General features: G+C 63.5%; 12 protein-coding genes and 2 pseudogenes. 10 read left to right on the forward strand and 4 right to left on the reverse strand.

Annotated elements, in window-relative coordinates; genetic code table 11:
* The first annotated feature begins 8 nt into the window (after positions 1-8).
* Genes QPK29_RS30730 through QPK29_RS30760 form a run of 7 tightly spaced genes read left to right on the forward strand, consistent with a single transcriptional unit; the run spans position 9 to position 8,353 of the window.
* Positions 9-1,229: a 3-oxoacyl-[acyl-carrier-protein] synthase III C-terminal domain-containing protein gene (locus QPK29_RS30730; protein ID WP_371772132.1), complete on the forward strand. Its 1,221-nt coding sequence runs from the start codon at positions 9-11 to the stop codon at positions 1,227-1,229.
* Positions 1,229-3,013, forward strand: a complete 1,785-nt coding sequence (locus QPK29_RS30735; protein WP_371772131.1) for a 4'-phosphopantetheinyl transferase superfamily protein — start codon at positions 1,229-1,231, stop codon at positions 3,011-3,013. Before QPK29_RS30730 ends, QPK29_RS30735 begins: the two co-directional genes overlap by 1 nt.
* Entirely contained in the window at positions 3,010-3,738 is a 729-nt protein-coding gene (locus QPK29_RS30740; protein WP_371772130.1) for an ABC transporter ATP-binding protein, read from the forward strand. The genes QPK29_RS30735 and QPK29_RS30740 overlap by 4 nt, the downstream gene beginning before the upstream one ends.
* A 2-nt stretch (positions 3,739-3,740) precedes the next feature.
* A complete protein-coding gene (locus QPK29_RS30745; protein WP_371772129.1) occupies positions 3,741-4,991 on the forward strand; it encodes an ABC transporter permease in 1,251 nt (416 codons plus the stop codon).
* Between the two features lie 56 nt (positions 4,992-5,047).
* Complete coding sequence (locus tag QPK29_RS30750) at positions 5,048-5,770, forward strand: outer membrane lipoprotein-sorting protein (RefSeq protein WP_371772128.1); 723 nt, start codon at positions 5,048-5,050, stop codon at positions 5,768-5,770.
* An 8-nt stretch (positions 5,771-5,778) separates the two neighbouring features.
* Entirely contained in the window at positions 5,779-6,963 is a 1,185-nt protein-coding gene (locus QPK29_RS30755; RefSeq protein WP_371772127.1) for a hypothetical protein, read from the forward strand.
* A 28-nt stretch (positions 6,964-6,991) separates the two neighbouring features.
* On the forward strand, positions 6,992-8,353 hold the full coding sequence (locus QPK29_RS30760) for a glycosyltransferase family 4 protein (RefSeq protein WP_400189904.1): 1,362 nt from the start codon (positions 6,992-6,994) through the stop codon (positions 8,351-8,353).
* A 61-nt stretch (positions 8,354-8,414) separates the two neighbouring features.
* Here QPK29_RS30760 and QPK29_RS30765 read toward each other — a convergent pair whose 3' ends face one another.
* Genes QPK29_RS30765 through QPK29_RS30775 form a run of 3 tightly spaced genes read right to left on the reverse strand, consistent with a single transcriptional unit; the run spans position 8,415 to position 11,340 of the window.
* Positions 8,415-8,624 carry a carbohydrate-binding protein gene (locus QPK29_RS30765; protein WP_371772125.1) on the reverse strand — a complete coding sequence of 70 codons (210 nt, stop codon included), beginning with the start codon at positions 8,622-8,624 and terminating at the stop codon, positions 8,415-8,417.
* Positions 8,621-9,100, reverse strand: a complete 480-nt coding sequence (locus tag QPK29_RS30770; protein WP_400189905.1) for a hypothetical protein — start codon at positions 9,098-9,100, stop codon at positions 8,621-8,623. Before QPK29_RS30770 ends, QPK29_RS30765 begins: the two co-directional genes overlap by 4 nt.
* A 47-nt stretch (positions 9,101-9,147) precedes the next feature.
* On the reverse strand, positions 9,148-11,340 hold the full coding sequence (locus tag QPK29_RS30775; protein ID WP_371772123.1) for an OsmC domain/YcaO domain-containing protein: 2,193 nt from the start codon (positions 11,338-11,340) through the stop codon (positions 9,148-9,150).
* Between the two features lie 238 nt (positions 11,341-11,578).
* Between QPK29_RS30775 and QPK29_RS30780 the strand changes: the two genes are divergently transcribed.
* Positions 11,579-13,012, forward strand: a complete 1,434-nt coding sequence (locus tag QPK29_RS30780; protein ID WP_056134899.1) for a sugar porter family MFS transporter — start codon at positions 11,579-11,581, stop codon at positions 13,010-13,012.
* Positions 13,013-13,147: 135 nt separating this feature from the next.
* The gene (locus tag QPK29_RS30785; RefSeq protein ID WP_371772122.1) at positions 13,148-13,750 is read left to right on the forward strand and encodes an MFS transporter; all 603 of its coding nucleotides are present in this window, start codon (positions 13,148-13,150) and stop codon (positions 13,748-13,750) included.
* Here the strand turns inward: QPK29_RS30785 and QPK29_RS30790 are convergent.
* Positions 13,680-13,910: pseudogene (locus QPK29_RS30790) on the reverse strand (hypothetical protein); the annotation flags it as partial. The gene QPK29_RS30785 and the pseudogene QPK29_RS30790 sit on opposite strands and share 71 nt — an antisense overlap.
* Positions 13,911-14,035: 125 nt before the next feature.
* On the opposite strand from QPK29_RS30790, the pseudogene QPK29_RS30795 reads away from it, so the two are divergent.
* A pseudogene (locus tag QPK29_RS30795) lies at positions 14,036-14,418 on the forward strand (transposase); the annotation flags it as partial.
* Positions 14,419-14,619: the final 201 nt, after the last annotated feature.

Here is a 14,619-nt window from a genome sequence, read left to right on the forward strand (position 1 = left end):
AGCATGCAATGGACAACTACGACTATCCAGTTCTGGTCAATTTCACCCCGGTCAACGTCGCCACGCCGGTGCCTCAACGGCTTGCCCTGGAGGTGTCCGCATATGCCATGGCACGCAGCTATTGCAAGCTGCATGGCATCACCACCCGGCAGGGCAAGCAACAGGCCGTGGCCGACATACAGGGCAAATTCGAAGAGTATGCGGTGCCACCTGCCGTGATCAGGCAGCGGCAACTCGTCTTTTTCCCGAAGCCGGCCGACATCCGCGTCATGGATGGCGACATGTTCCTGGCCGATCCCGAGCACGCCCACCTGCGTATCTTCGCCGGCCCGGAGGATACCAAAGGCGCGGACCTGAAAACCCGGCACCAGTATTACGGGAAGATCGTCGGCGACTGCCTCGGCGAGATGTATGGCGACGCCGCGGTAGCGCCGGATGACCTGATCCACGTGACCTCCACGGGCTATCTGGCGCCGAGCCCGCTGGAGCGCCTGGTCGTGGAAAAGAAATGGTTTTCCACGTGCGTATCGCATTGCTATCACGCGGACAGCCATGGCGCTTTCTCCGCGATAAAGATGGCGCATGGATTCCTCGCATCAGGGCAGAACGGCACGGCGTCGCCCAGGCAGCGCGTGGATATCGTGCATACCGAACTGCTGTCCGGCCACCACGACATCGAGGATGTCAGCGCCGCGAACATTGCCGCGATGTCGCTGTACGCCGACGGTTTCATCAACTATTCGCTGTGCACCCCAGCACATGCTCGCGATTACGCATCGCCGGGGCTGCGCGTCCTTGCGTTCAACGAACGCCTGCTGCCCGATTCGGCGGACGCCATGACCCTGGTGCCGGGCCCGTACCGGTTCCGGACCACGACGTCGGACATGGTAGAGGTCGTCATCAGGCGCCATGTGTACGCGTTCGTCGACGACCTGCTGGGCCGGATCGGCATCGATTTCGAGCAGGCCAGGCCTGGCCTGATATTCGCGATCCACCCGGGCGGGCCGACGATCATCGAACGCATCGAGGATGAACTCGGGCTACTGGACGACCAGGTCGCCGTCGGGCAGGCGGTCCTGCGCGAGAACGGAAACATGTCGTCGGCCACGATTCCCCACGTCCTGAAAGGCATCCTCGACGAACCCGGCATCGCGCCCGGCACGCGCGTCGTCTGCCTCGGTTACGGCCCGGGACTTACCCTCGCCGGACTGGTACTGGAGAAGATCTGATGGCACCCACCAATCATTATCTGGTCTCGGGCAGCGCGCCGATCGTGGGCCGGGCGTTCGAGGCAGCGGCACACCAGGCGCCCGCCGACGATACCGGGACAGCGGCGCCCCGGCAGCCGGCACCTGTCCTGCCGTTCGTCGACCGGATCCTCGACTACCAGGCCGGCGCCAGCATCACGGTAGCGCGCCGTCTGGCGCTCGACACGGACCTGTTCCTGGCGGACCACAACTTCGTCCATGCCCCGGGGATCAAGCCACTTCGCGAATGCTATCCCGTGGTACCCATGACGGGCAGCCTGGAACTGATGGCCGAGGCGGCGGCATGTCTCACGCCCGGCTATGGCCTGCTCGGCTTCGAAAACGTCACGGCCCGGCGCTGGATCGCGGTGTCGGACAACGGCGAGCTCGCGTTGACGGTCAAGGGCCAGGTCGAGCAGGGGCACGAGCAGGTCGATCACAGGCGCATTGCGGTCGAAGTGCTGGCCGGGCCCGCGCACGAGAGCATGATCGCTTCCACCGTACTGCTCGGCACGCGTTATGCGGCCCCGCCGCCGGCGCAACCAGTCCTCCCGCCGGCCGGCACCACGGTCGATGCCGGTCAACTGTATGCGGACCGCCACCTGTTCCATGGACCGCGGTTCCAGTGCCTGCACGGACCGCTGCACGTCGGCCCCGACGGGTTGCATGGGCAATTGCGGGTCAGGCCCACGCAGGACTGGTTCGCCTTCTCGGACCATCCGCAACTGCTGTGCGACCCGGGACTGCTGGACACCATCGGCCAGCTCATTGCCGTCTGGAGCATGCAGGACGGCAGCTCCGCCTTCCCTGTCGGTCTTGGGCGGCTCGACTTCCATGGCCCGACACCGGCCGCAGGCAGCATCCTGCCCGTCACGATCAGGATCACGGGACGCCAGCTGAAGATGATCAGCGCGGACGTCGACATCGGCGACGGCGCGGGTGGCGTCTGGCTCCGCGTCGCCGGCTGGCGGTCCTGGCAATTCAAATGGGCGCCGGAACTCGTGGCCCTGCAACGCCACCCGAGCCGGCGCCTGCTCAGCGAGACCCGGACGTTGGCCGGACCCGATCGCGACATCGGTTACCAATGGCTGGCGGCGCAGACCATCGCCGGTTTCGACCTCGCCCTGCTGGCACGTCACTACCTGCGGGCCGAGGAAATGATCGAGTTCGACGCGAAGGCCCACTACCCGCAGCGACAGCTCGAATGGCTCCTCGGGCGCGTCGCGGCCAAGGATGCGGCGCGCGCCTGGAGCGCACGCACTGCCAACACGGATCTGGACCTCCATCCCGCGGCGTTCGCCATCCGCAACGATCCGCATGGCCAGCCCGTCGTCGCCTCCTGGCCGGCCCCGGTGCCCGTCCCGCGCATCAGTATCGCGCACAGCCATGGGGTCGCGGTTGCCATCGCGGCCGGCGCCCCGGTCGGCATCGATATCGAGTCCGTCGCCGAGCACGATGCGCACTGGCTGGCGAGTTTCACGACCGAAGGCGAGCGGCGACAACTAGCGGCATACGGTGCCCCGGAGCGAGCCGCCTGGATCACCCGCCTGTGGTGTGCCAAGGAAGCGTTCGGCAAGCGCCTGGGCCTCGGCCTCCATCGTCCGGCCCGGGATGTCGAAGCGTGCGCATGGGCGGACGACCACGGCCTGCGCATGCGCCACATACCGGACGGCGCGTGCGCCGATGTCAGGACGCTGCGTGACGGCGACTTCATCGTGGCGATCGACAGTCCCATGCACACGCACGACAACAAGGAGCAATCATGACCGTCAGCGCTGTTCCGGCACTCATCGAGATGCGCAATGTACACAAGCAGTACGAGCTTGGAGAGAACCGCATCGACGCACTCAAGGCGATCAACGTCTCGATCGTTCCCGGGGAATTCGTGGCCGTCTGGGGCCCCTCCGGGTCGGGAAAATCCACGTTCTGCAATCTGTGCGGCCTGCTGGATACACCCAGCTCGGGGAGCGTGCTGTTCCAGGGCGAGGACGCGGCAGCATTGTCGGACGATCATCGCAGCGCGTTGCGCAACCGCGCCATCGGCTTCGTGTTCCAGAGCTTCAATCTGATCCCGGTGCTCTCCGCCCTGGAGAACGTCATGCTGCCGCTTCAGGTCGGACAGGCGACGGCACGCGAAGCCCGGAATACCGCGCTGAAACGGCTCACCGACATGGGCCTGGAGCACCATCTGGCCCACCGTCCGGCCAAGCTCTCCGGCGGCCAGCAGCAACGCGTCGCCATCGCCCGCGCACTGGTCGGCGCGCCGATGCTCGTGGTTGCCGACGAGCCGACCGCCAACCTCGACTCCGAGAACGCGCTCAAGGTCATCGCATTGATGCGCTCGATCAGCCATACCGAGGGAACGGCGTTCGTGTTCTCGACCCACGACCAGCGCCTGCTGGAGCGGGTCGACCGGCAGATCGTCCTGCATGACGGCATGGTGCAGGACGACCGCAGGAACCACATCGCCTCCTTTGCCAACCGAGGTTAATCATGCTCACCTGGATCAAACTGGCTGTCCGTAACCTCTTCCGCAACGCGCGCCGCTCCCTCTTCACGATCCTGGCGATCGCACTCGGCTTCGTGGCCGTGAACGTGCTGGGCGGATTCATGGTCTACATCTTCAACAACCTGCAGGAAAATTACATCTACGGCGAGGCAAACGGGCACCTCACGATCTTCAAGACCGGATTTCTCGACAAGGGGAAGCTGGACCCGACGCGCTACCTGCTCACCGCGGACCAGCTCAGGATCGTCAAGGGCGTGACCGCCCGCCACCCTGAAGTACTCGTCAACACGGCGCAACTGGGCGTGTCCGGCCTGTTGAGCAACGGCGAAGTCTCGACGATCTTCATCGGCACGGGCCGCGTACCGTCCGATGTCGAGAAAATCAGGCGGTACGCCAACACGACCCAGAAGCGCATCCGGCAGTACGACGGCCAGCCGCTGGCGGACGATGACGTCAATGGCATCGGTGTCAGCCATGGCCTTGCCAAGGCCTTGAATCTGCCGCTCGGCGCCACCGCGGTGGCGATGTCGCCGACTGTGAGCGGCCAGATCAATGCCCTCGACGCCAGGCTGGTGCAACTCATCGATTCGCCTGTCGAGGTGCTCGATGACAAGCTCACCATCGTGCCGCTCGGGTTCGCCCAGAGCCTGTACGACACGCACAGCGTCGATCGGGTCACGCTGCTGCTCGACCGGGACACCGATGTCGAAGCGTTCCGGACGATCCTGGCGCAGGAATTGCGCCAATCCGGCCTCGACGTCGACATCCGGACGTGGGCCGAGCTGTCGCCCTTCTACACCAAGACGAAAAAGATGTTCGACGTGATCTTCGTCGTCAGCTTCGTCATCGTCTTCATGATCGTCGTGATGAGCGTGGTGAACACGTTCACCATGGCGGTCATGGAGCGCACCCGCGAGATCGGCACGCTACGCGCACTGGGCGTCAAGCGCCACCGCATCGTCGGGCTGTTCTCGATGGAAAGCGTCGTGCTGGGCGGCTTCGGATCGCTGCTGGGCATCGCGCTGACGCTGCTCGTCGTCACGTCGGTGAGCTGGCTGGAGCCTACGTGGATACCGCCCCAGATGGCGCGCCGCGTGCCGCTGCAAATCTACCTGGTCCCCCCGTACTGGGTATTCAGCACGCTCATGCTGATGCTGCTGTCCACCGTTGCTGCGATCCTGCCGGCCCGCAAGGCCGCGCGCATGCCCATCCCGAATGCGCTGGGCTATGCCTGAAGAACGAGGAGATTGCGATGACTGCACCGTACCTGACCCGATGGACTCGACCGGCCATGGCACTGGCGATCTTCCTGTCGCTGCCGCATCCGGGTCGCGCCGAGCCCTCTTCCACCGACATCCTGAGGGCGGCGGACGAAGCGCGCGGCAATGTCGATGGCCTCGCCTGGCGGGTCGCCATCGAGTCGTCCGAGAACGACAGGGTCACTGACCGGCTGGTCTACGACATCAAGGTGCGTGCCTTCGATTTCGCCGGTGTAAGCCTGGAGCCGCCCAAGTACAGGGGCAACAAGATCCTCATGCTCAACACCAACATGTGGTTCTACAAACCGGGCCTCAGCAGGCCCGTACCGATCTCGCAGCGCCAGAAACTGATGGGCGACGCGGCGTATGGCGATATCGCGGCCACCAACTATGCCGACAACTACGCGGCCACGCGGCTCCCCGACGAGCTCGTCAACGGCGAGGAGTGCTACGTATTCGACCTGAAAGCCAATATCGACAAGGTGACGTACGACCGCATCACCTATTGGGTTTCGAAAAAACGCCTGCTCGGGATCAAGGCCGAATACTTCACCGTATCGGGCAAGAAATTCAAATCCGCCTGGATGGATTACGCCAATACCGTCAAGGTCAACGGCAACACCCGTCCGTTCCTGTCCCGGATCGCCTTGCGGGGAGAATTGATGAACACGGAGGTGACTTACCTGAAACTCGCCAATCCACACATCGAAGCAATACCTGACTACGTCTTCAACCTGAATCTCTTCATGCGATGAGGCTAACGATGCGAAAACGGCTTTCCCTATGTGTAGTGGGTCTGGGTTTGTCCTGGTCGGCATATGCCGCGCCGGAGTCTTCGACTCTGGCCCAGGAAATCAGTGATGGATTTTATTCGCGCATCAATGGCCTAGCTTACGGGCTCTATCAGGATACGCTCTCCTCGCCGCTGAACCCGAACAACAGCCTGGGCATCGCAAGCAACCAGGCCGCGTTCCAGTTCCGCCCCGATTTCAACCTGAAGCTGCGCGCATTCGAATTCGACCTGCGGCCCCGCTTTTACTGGACGCGCTCGCGTATCGACTCTCCCGGCATGCCCCCTGACCGGAAGATCGAGCACAAGGTGTTCCTGAACGAGGGATCGATCCGCTTCCGTCCGCACGACCGGTTGACGCTGAGCTATGGCCGGGAAAACCTGCAGTGGGGGCCCTCCTCGCTCGTGTCGCCATCGAATCCCTTCAATGCCAACAACGGCAAGAACAACCCGAACCTCGAACAGCCGGGGCTGGACTATGCCCGCGCCGTCTACGTCGCGAGTTCCGCCGTTACCGTTTCGCTCATCGACAACACCGGCAGGGGCCGTCTCGATCCGCTCAATCGCTATCGCAAGGCACGCGCCGTCAAACTGGACTTCACTGGCGACACGACCTACTTTTCGCTGATCGGATCGAAAGCGACCGGCGAAGGGAGTCGCATTGGCGGCTTCGCCGGATGGAACGTGTCGGACGCGCTGTTGCTGCATGCGGAAGGCAGTGTCGGGCGCAAGTCGGGCAGCCCAGGGGTCGCGCCGCGCAACCGGCAGTTGCTTACCGGCGCGTCGTACACCCTGGAAAGCGGCCCGACGCTGACAGCCGAGTATTTCTTCAACAAGGATGGCTGCCCCGACGCGCCGATCCAGACCTGCCTGCAACGCAGGGGGGCATTGCTCGATCCCGTCCTTCCGCTGGCGCGGCGACGCTACGCGATGCTGCAATTCCTCGACACGAAAATCGCCGGCAAACTCAATCTGACGGCGCGCTACATCCGCAATCTCGATGACGTTTCATCCCACTTCATCGTCAACGCGGAATACGAACTGGGCGACCATTTGCAGCTATTGATCGTGCCGGCGCATTACCGCGGGACGGCGAACAGCGAATTCGGCAGCCTGCTGCACAGATCGGTATTCGTGGGCGCGTCCTACACCTATTAGCGTCTTGCAGAAGCATATGGAGACCATGATGGAATCGACACGCACGTTTGCCATCGTCACGATGGGCAGCGGAGATTACCTCGGCTCGACCGTACGGGACCTGGCACTGGCCAACGCGCTATGGCGGCGCGGCCATAAAGTCGTGATCTACTGGATGATGGAAGTGAACGCCGAACTCGCCGACCCCGGCATCGCGCACCGCATGCTGTGTCATGGCACGCGCTACCATTTCGCGACGCCGTCCGGATTCCTCGACCAGTGCGTGGGCCGTCTGTTGTTCCTGTTGCCGCGACGCCTGCGCGTACGCACGATTCAGGCGCGCAGCGGTTATGTCGACCGCCTGCTGCGCAACCTGATCCATGCGCTCTACGGCCGCCCCGAAGGAGACCGGGGCCTTGCGCGGCGCCTGCAACGCCTTCTCGCACGCGATGGGGCCAGCCATGTGTTGATGAGTTTCGCGGCGCTCGGCCCCCTGGCCCTGGAGGCGCAACGGATGAGCACGCACGAGTTCGACTACCTGCTGACGTTCCAGGGGGACGAGCAGTTCGCTGCACACGCTAAACAGTTGGGGCTGCTCGACGAGTTCCACCGCCTGCTCAACGAGGCCATCCGTGCTTCCGCCTGGCCATCCGTCGTCGTCAGTGCCGACTACGCGGACCGGATCGTTGCGGAGATGGACGTGCCGCGAGACTCGCTCGCGGTCGTGTACAACGGCATCGTGCAATCCGAGCGCAAGGTCAAACATTCGTTCGCGAGCCTGAAGTCGGCCTTTCCGGGCTTGTCGCCGCATTATCCGATCGTCGCCTATGTCGGACGCCAGGACGCCGAGAAAGGCATCGATCTGCTGCTCTACGCAGCCCGGCTGCTGGCCAGGCGGAACACGGCGATGCAACTCGTCATCTGCGGCTCGACGGCGAAAGGCGGCACCTACCGCAAGGTGCTGGACGATCTGGCCACCCATCTCGACCTGAAGGTCTTTCACGCGGGTTCGATTTCAATCGAAACACGCGACGCGTTGTACGCGCACAGCCATTGCGTGGTCTGTCCGTCGGTCAATCGCGAGCCGTTCGGTCTCGTCGTTGCCGAAGCAATGAGCCATGGTGCCCCCGTACTGGTACCCGACTATGGGGGCATCGGCGAAGTCATCCGCGACGGCGAGAAAATGGGTGGCCTCCTGTTCAAGGCGTGGGACAGCGGCGATCTCGCCACCCAGCTCGAACGCCTGCTGCTGGACCGCCCGTTGCACCGCCGCCTTGCGGGCAATACCAGGGCCATCGCCAAACGCTTCACGGTCGACAATATGGTCGACGCCGTACTGAACCTGCTCGAGACCGCGACCAGGAGAACGGGCGCCTCCGCAGCCACGCCGGATGCGGTGACCGACGCCTGAGGTGGGCAGCCCGCCGCCCACCCGGGCATGACAGCCTGGTGAGCTGCCACCAGTTCATGTTCTACCCGCCGACATTGGAAAAGATCGTCAGGGTCTCGGTCGCGCTGACTGTCGTCCAGTTCTGCCAGCCGCCCGTGTTCGGCAGCGCGATGGTCGGACCCATGTCCTGGCCGTTCTGGCTGAGCACGACCTGGCCGGTCGCACCCGTCGTGGCGATGCGGTACGACACCGTGTACCAGCCGGACGAGGAAGGATTGACGGAATAGCTCATCCAGCCGCCGGCGTCGATGTAGCCGATGGCACGGCCGCGCCGCCGCCAGCGTCCCGGTAGTCGCTGCCGCCGTGCAGCGGCGTGATCTTGTCGCCGTCTACCGCGAGGCCGTCCGAGCTCTGCTTCACGCCGATCACCTGCACGCCCAGGTTGCCGCGCACGGGGACGGGACCGAGGTCGGTGTCGATGCTCAGCTTGGCGTAGCCGGTGGTGACCTTCTCTTCCCCGCTCCAGTTCTGGATCGCGAGGTCGGCGCTGCGCGCGGCCTGCTGGTCGTAGCACCTGGCCAGCACGCCCAGCGTGTCGTACATGAGCACGGCCGGGATGCCGGCAAAGGAGAGCGACGTGGACGGCTTGACCAGGTCCGGCGACACCGACACCGGCGCGTGGTTATTCTTCAGGAAGTAATAGTTGTTGATGGGCCGTTGATCAGCTCGGAATGTCAATACTTGCGTGTGATCGGATAACAACAGCATGCGTCCAAAGAAAAAGCCCCTGCAATCAGGGGCGCTTCTCGACGCATTTACCTCGACCTGGCCCGCGCCGCATGCAGCTTGCGGTAGCTGTCCATCAGGCGATGATGCCGGTCGAGCCCTTCCAGCTTCATGCTCGTCGGGCTCAAGCCGTGGAAACGCACGCTGCCGTCGACCGAACCCAGCACCGCGTCCATGCGCGGATTGCCATACATCCGGCGGAAATTGGCCACGTAGTCGTCCAGCTCCAGCTCGTCGTCCAGCACCACCTCCAGCACCACGTTCAGCGCCTGGTAGAACAGGCGCCGCTCGACGGTGTTGTCGTTGTATTGCAGGAACGCGCCCACCAGTTCGTGTGCCTCCTCGAACTGCCGCAGCGCGAGATGGATCAGCAATTTCAGCTCGAGGACCGTCAACTGGCCCCATTCCGTGTTCTCGTCGAACTCGATGCCGATCAGGGTGGCGATGTCGGAATACTCGTCCAGCTCATTGTTCTCCAGGCGATCCAGCAGCGCAGCCAGCGCGTCGTCGTCCAGGCGATGCAGGTTCAGGATGTCTGCGCGGAACAGCAGCGCCTTGTTGGTGTTGTCCCAGACCAGGTCCTCGACCGGATACACTTCCGAAAAACCGGGCACGAGGATCCGGCACGCCGTGGCGCCCAGCCCGTCGTACACCGCCATGTACACTTCCTTCCCCATGTCCTCGAGAATCCCGAGCAGCGTCGCGGCTTCCTCGGCATTGGCATTGTCGCCCTGCGCGGTGAAATCCCATTCGACGAAATCGTGGTCCGCTTTGGCACTGAAAAAGCGCCATGACACCACGCCGCTGGAATCGATGAAGTGCTCGACAAAATTGTAGGGCTCGGTCACGGCTTCGCTGGCGAAGGTCGGCTGCGGCAGATCGTTCAGGCCCTCGAAACTGCGGCCCTGCAGCAGTTCCGTCAGGCTCCGCTCCAGCGCCACCTCGAAGCTCGGATGCGCGCCGAACGAGGCGAATACGCCGCCCGTCCGCGGATTCATCAGGGTCACGCACATGACGGGATAGGCGCCGCCCAGCGACGCATCCTTGACCAGCACCGGAAAGCCCTGCGCTTCCAGTTCCTGGATCCCGGCCACGATGCCCGGGTATTTCGCCAGCACCTCTTGCGGCACGTCCGGCAGCGCGATCTCGCCTTCCAGGATCTCGCGTTTTACCGCACGCTCGAAAATCTCGGACAGGCATTGCACCTGCGCTTCGGCCAGCGTGTTACCGGCGCTCATGCCATTGCTGGCATAGAGGTTCTCGATCAGGTTGGACGGGAAATAGACCGTCTCGCCGTCCGACTGCCGCACGTAAGGCAGCGACACGATCCCGCGCGCGACGTTGCCGGAATTGGTGTCGACCAGATGCGAGCCGCGCAATTCGCCCTCCGGGTCGTAGATGGCGCGGCAGTACGGATCGAGGATCTCGTCCGGCAATGCATCGTCGGGGCCGGGCTGGAACCAGCGCTCGTCCGGATAATGGACGAAGGCCGCGTTGGCGATCTCCTCGCCCCAGTAGCTGCCGGCATAGAAATGGTTATTGCTGATGCGCTCGATATACTCGCCCAGCGCGGACGCCAGTGCGCTTTCCTTGGTCGCGCCCTTCCCGTTGGTAAAACACATCGGCGAATGCGCATCGCGGATATGCAGCGACCACACGTTTGGCACGATGTTGCGCCATGACGCGATTTCGATCTTGATGCCGAGGCCGGCCAGCAGCGCGGACATATTGGCGATGGTCTGTTCCAGCGGCAGGTCCTTGCCGGGAATATAGGTAGCGGCGTCGGCGGCAGGCTGCAACGTCAGCAACGCCTGCGCGTCGGCATCCAGGTTCTCGACTTCTTCGATCACGAACTCGGGCCCGGTCTGCACCACTTTTTTCACGGTACAGCGATCGATCGAACGCAGGATCCCCTGGCGGTCCTTCTCCGAAATGTCAGGCGGCAGCTCGACCTGGATCTTGAAGATCTGCTTGTAACGGTTCTCCGGGTCGACGATATTATTCTGCGACAGGCGAATATTGTCGGTGGGGATATCGCGGGTGTTGCAGTACAACTTCACGAAGTACGCCGCGCACAGGGCCGACGAGGCCAGAAAATAATCGAACGGGCCCGGCGCCGAGCCATCGCCCTTGTAACGGATCGGTTGATCCGCGATGACCGTGAAGTCATCGAACTTGGCTTCCAGACGCAGCTTGTCGAGAAAGTTGACCTTGATTTCCATCGGAGATTCCTAGTATTTCAAAACACAAAGCCCCGTGAATACAGGGCTTTGCAGGGTAAGGCAAGCATCTTACCCGATCCATTGCCCGCGGGCGAATGCAACGGCTCGGAATGCATTGACACGAGGGCGGAAATCGTACAGACTCGACAAGATGTTAGCGCTATTGGTTTGATGGTACAGGATGTTATAGACCTACACTGACGGCGACGACACACCAAGACTATCCAAGGAGACTTGTATGAACACCAGTGCCGTCGAGAGCACGAGTACCATCCAGGAGGCGGAAAACACCCGCCTCATCGTCCTGATCAGCTGCGTCGCCACCATCGGCGGCTTCCTGTTCGGTTTTGACAGCGGCGTCATCAACGGCACCGTCGACGGCCTGAAGCAGGCCTTCCATTCGACCGACGCCGAACTCGGCTTCGAAGTCGCGTCGATGCTGCTGGGCTGCGCGCTCGGCGCGTTCACCGCCGGCCGGCTCGGCGACCTCTGGGGCCGCCGTACCGTGCTGCTCATCTCGTCCGTGATGTTCCTGGTGTCGGCACTGGGCGCAGGCTTTGCAACGAGCTCCGTCGTCTTCGTCGCCGCGCGCGTGCTGGGCGGCTTCGCGGTCGGCGCGGCCAGCGTGATGTCGCCGGCCTACATCGCCGAAGTGGCATCGGCCCGCTACCGCGGCCGGCTGGCGACGGTCCAGCAGATCGCCATCATCAGCGGCCTGTTCTGCGCCTTCCTGAGCAACTATTTCTTGGCGCACGCGGCCGGCGCGTCGACCGGCGTGCTGTGGCTGGGACAGGAAGCATGGCGCTGGATGTTCTGGATGATGGCGATTCCGTCCGTGCTGTTCCTGCTGCTGCTGCTGACCATCCCGGAAAGCCCGCGCTTCCTCGTCGCCAAGAAGCGCAAGGACGAAGCGCTGGCCGTGCTGCAACGCCTGTACGGCGCAGCCTCGGCCCGCGCGAAGTTCGCCGCGATCGACGTGTCGCTGGCCGAAGACCACCACCGTCCGCGCCTGTCGGACCTGGTCAACAAGACGACCGGCAAGCTGCGCCCCATCGTGTGGGTCGGCATCGGCCTGGCGACGTTCCAGCAGCTGGTCGGCATCAACGTGGTGTTCTATTACGGCGCGGTGCTGTGGCAGGCCGTGGGCTTCTCCGAAAGCGATGCCCTGCTGATCAACGTCCTGTCGGGTGGCCTGAGCATCGGCGCCTGCATCGTCACGGTGTTCCTGATCGACCGCATCGGCCGCAAGCCCCTGCTGTGGATCGGCTCGGCCGGCATGGCGGTGACGCTCGGCATCGTGACGTTCGCCTTTGCCAGCGCCTCGCTCGACGCGACCGGCAAACTGGCCCTGTCCGGCACGATGGGCGTGGTCGCCCTGGCCGCTGCGAACATCTACGTGATCTTCTTCAACATTTCCTGGGGTCCGGTGATGTGGGTCATGCTGGGCGAGATGTTCCCGAACCAGATCCGCGGCTCGGGCCTGGCGGTCGCCGGCGCGGCCCAATGGACGTCCAACTTCCTGATCACGGTGACCTTCCCGATGCTGCTCGCGAGCATCGGCCTGGCGGGCGCCTACGGCCTGTACACCGTGGCCGCCGTGATCTCGGTCTACTTCGTGCTGCGCTACGTGCATGAAACGCGCGGCAAGGAACTGGAGCAGATGGAAGGCTGATCGCACGCGGTAGCCCCCGACCAAAAGGTCGTTGATGAGCGCATCCGCCTCATCAACGACCTTTCGTTTTTTCCGGGATTACTTGAATCGATCGAAGAAGGCCTTGGACTCCTGCGCCGAAAAGCCGGGGTACCAGTGGCCACCCGTCTCGGATTCCTGCTGGGGCCCCTGGCCACGCCCTGTTTCCGCCGGCACCTGGGCGAATGGGTCAATCCGCTCGGCATGGGACTGGAAACCGCCGGCTTCCTCGGCCTGGCATGGCTGATCTCGGCGACACCGGACGGCATGGCGCCGGCATCCAGGCAGCTTGCCGTCCTGCTGTTCTTGATCGGCTTCGGACAGGGGCTCGGCTTGCCGACGCTGATGACGATGATCACGGGCCGCGTAGCGCCCGCCCATGCCGGCATGATCGCCGGCATCGCCAGCTCGACCCTGCAGGTGAGCACCGCGCTCAGCGTGGCCCTGGTCGGCGGGATCTTCTACACGGTCCTCGGCGGACGGGACGACCCGGCGGCGATCGCCCACGCCTTCGTCCTCGCCGCCCTGTGCATCGCCCTCTGCCTCGGCGCCGGCGTGGGGCTGGGGATGACGCTCGCCCGCCGCGCCGCCGTCGCGTCCAGGCAAGGCCACTTTGCGATGACCGGCAATGAACCGGTGATCGTTTTGACTACCGCAACCGGCCCGACCGACACCGTGCATGACAACCCGGCGGACGATCCGGGCCGCCGGAGCCGGTGAATGGCGAGACATCGATGTTGCCGGCCGGGGTATTTTCGCGGAACGATTCCGTTTCGGGCGGGCCAGGCGCCGCGCCGTTCGCGGTCATTCCCGTATGCGCCGGTTCGAGCGCCCAGGTCCAGGCAAAACGCGTCATGGCGCTCTTGGATGCCGCGTAGACAGTCCTCTCGGCATCCCGAGATCGACGCGAACGGCCCTGTCTAGAACGGCCGCTTCGACGCCATGTGAATCGCCACGACTATCGTAGACACTTCTGAGCCATAATGTTGGGCACAAGGAGAAGGTATGAGCGGAAAGCGGTACACAGAGGAATTCAAGATCGCGGCGGTCAAGCAAGTGGCGGAGCGTGGCCACCCGGCGAGCGAAGTAGCTGCGCGCCTTGGGGTGAGTATCCATAGCCTGTACACCTGGACAAAGCGCTACGGCGTGCCTGAAGAAGAGCGCAAGACCGTAGATTCCCAGGCCGAGGAAATGCGGCGCCTGAAGGCCGAGTTGAAGCGCGTCACGGAGGAGCGCGACATCTTGAAAAAGGCCGCGGTGTACTTTGCCAAGACGTCCGGGTAAGGTACACCTTCATTGTCGAATTACAGGACCAATTCCCGGTACGGCGATTGTGCAAGGTGCTCGGTGTGCATCCCAGCGGTTTTTATGCCTGGCGTTTGAACCCCGGATGGTGCCCCAGAGCGTGGTGTATGAAGAGTTCGCCGGAATCGGCGTTTAGGAAGGCAGCCTGAAGGGCGGCCATTGTGATTCTTGAGGTAAATTTGGGTTTGCGAAGACTCAACTCAACCAAAGGAAAGCACAATGACCAACGCCACTATCGCATTATCCGAGCTCGCCGAAAAGGGGGCAGACGCCGATTTCATCCG

The sequence above is a fragment of the Massilia orientalis genome, from assembly GCF_030411975.2.
Taxonomy (GTDB): Bacteria; Pseudomonadota; Gammaproteobacteria; order Burkholderiales; family Burkholderiaceae_D; genus Telluria; species Telluria orientalis.

What these genes read in the sequence shown, in the direction of transcription:
- QPK29_RS30770 (WP_400189905.1), bottom strand. Translation starts at nt 9,100, where the DNA reads ATGCTGTTGTTATCCGATCACACGCAAGTATTGACATTCCGAGCTGAT.
- QPK29_RS30755 (WP_371772127.1), top strand. Translation starts at nt 5,779, where the DNA reads ATGCGAAAACGGCTTTCCCTATGTGTAGTGGGTCTGGGTTTGTCCTGG.
- QPK29_RS30780 (WP_056134899.1), top strand. Translation starts at nt 11,579, where the DNA reads ATGAACACCAGTGCCGTCGAGAGCACGAGTACCATCCAGGAGGCGGAA.
- QPK29_RS30740 (WP_371772130.1), top strand. Translation starts at nt 3,010, where the DNA reads ATGACCGTCAGCGCTGTTCCGGCACTCATCGAGATGCGCAATGTACAC.
- QPK29_RS30745 (WP_371772129.1), top strand. Translation starts at nt 3,741, where the DNA reads ATGCTCACCTGGATCAAACTGGCTGTCCGTAACCTCTTCCGCAACGCG.
- QPK29_RS30735 (WP_371772131.1), top strand. Translation starts at nt 1,229, where the DNA reads ATGGCACCCACCAATCATTATCTGGTCTCGGGCAGCGCGCCGATCGTG.
- QPK29_RS30760 (WP_400189904.1), top strand. Translation starts at nt 6,992, where the DNA reads ATGGAATCGACACGCACGTTTGCCATCGTCACGATGGGCAGCGGAGAT.
- QPK29_RS30730 (WP_371772132.1), top strand. Translation starts at nt 9, where the DNA reads ATGGACAACTACGACTATCCAGTTCTGGTCAATTTCACCCCGGTCAAC.
- QPK29_RS30765 (WP_371772125.1), bottom strand. Translation starts at nt 8,624, where the DNA reads ATGAGCTATTCCGTCAATCCTTCCTCGTCCGGCTGGTACACGGTGTCG.
- QPK29_RS30750 (WP_371772128.1), top strand. Translation starts at nt 5,048, where the DNA reads ATGGCACTGGCGATCTTCCTGTCGCTGCCGCATCCGGGTCGCGCCGAG.
- QPK29_RS30775 (WP_371772123.1), bottom strand. Translation starts at nt 11,340, where the DNA reads ATGGAAATCAAGGTCAACTTTCTCGACAAGCTGCGTCTGGAAGCCAAG.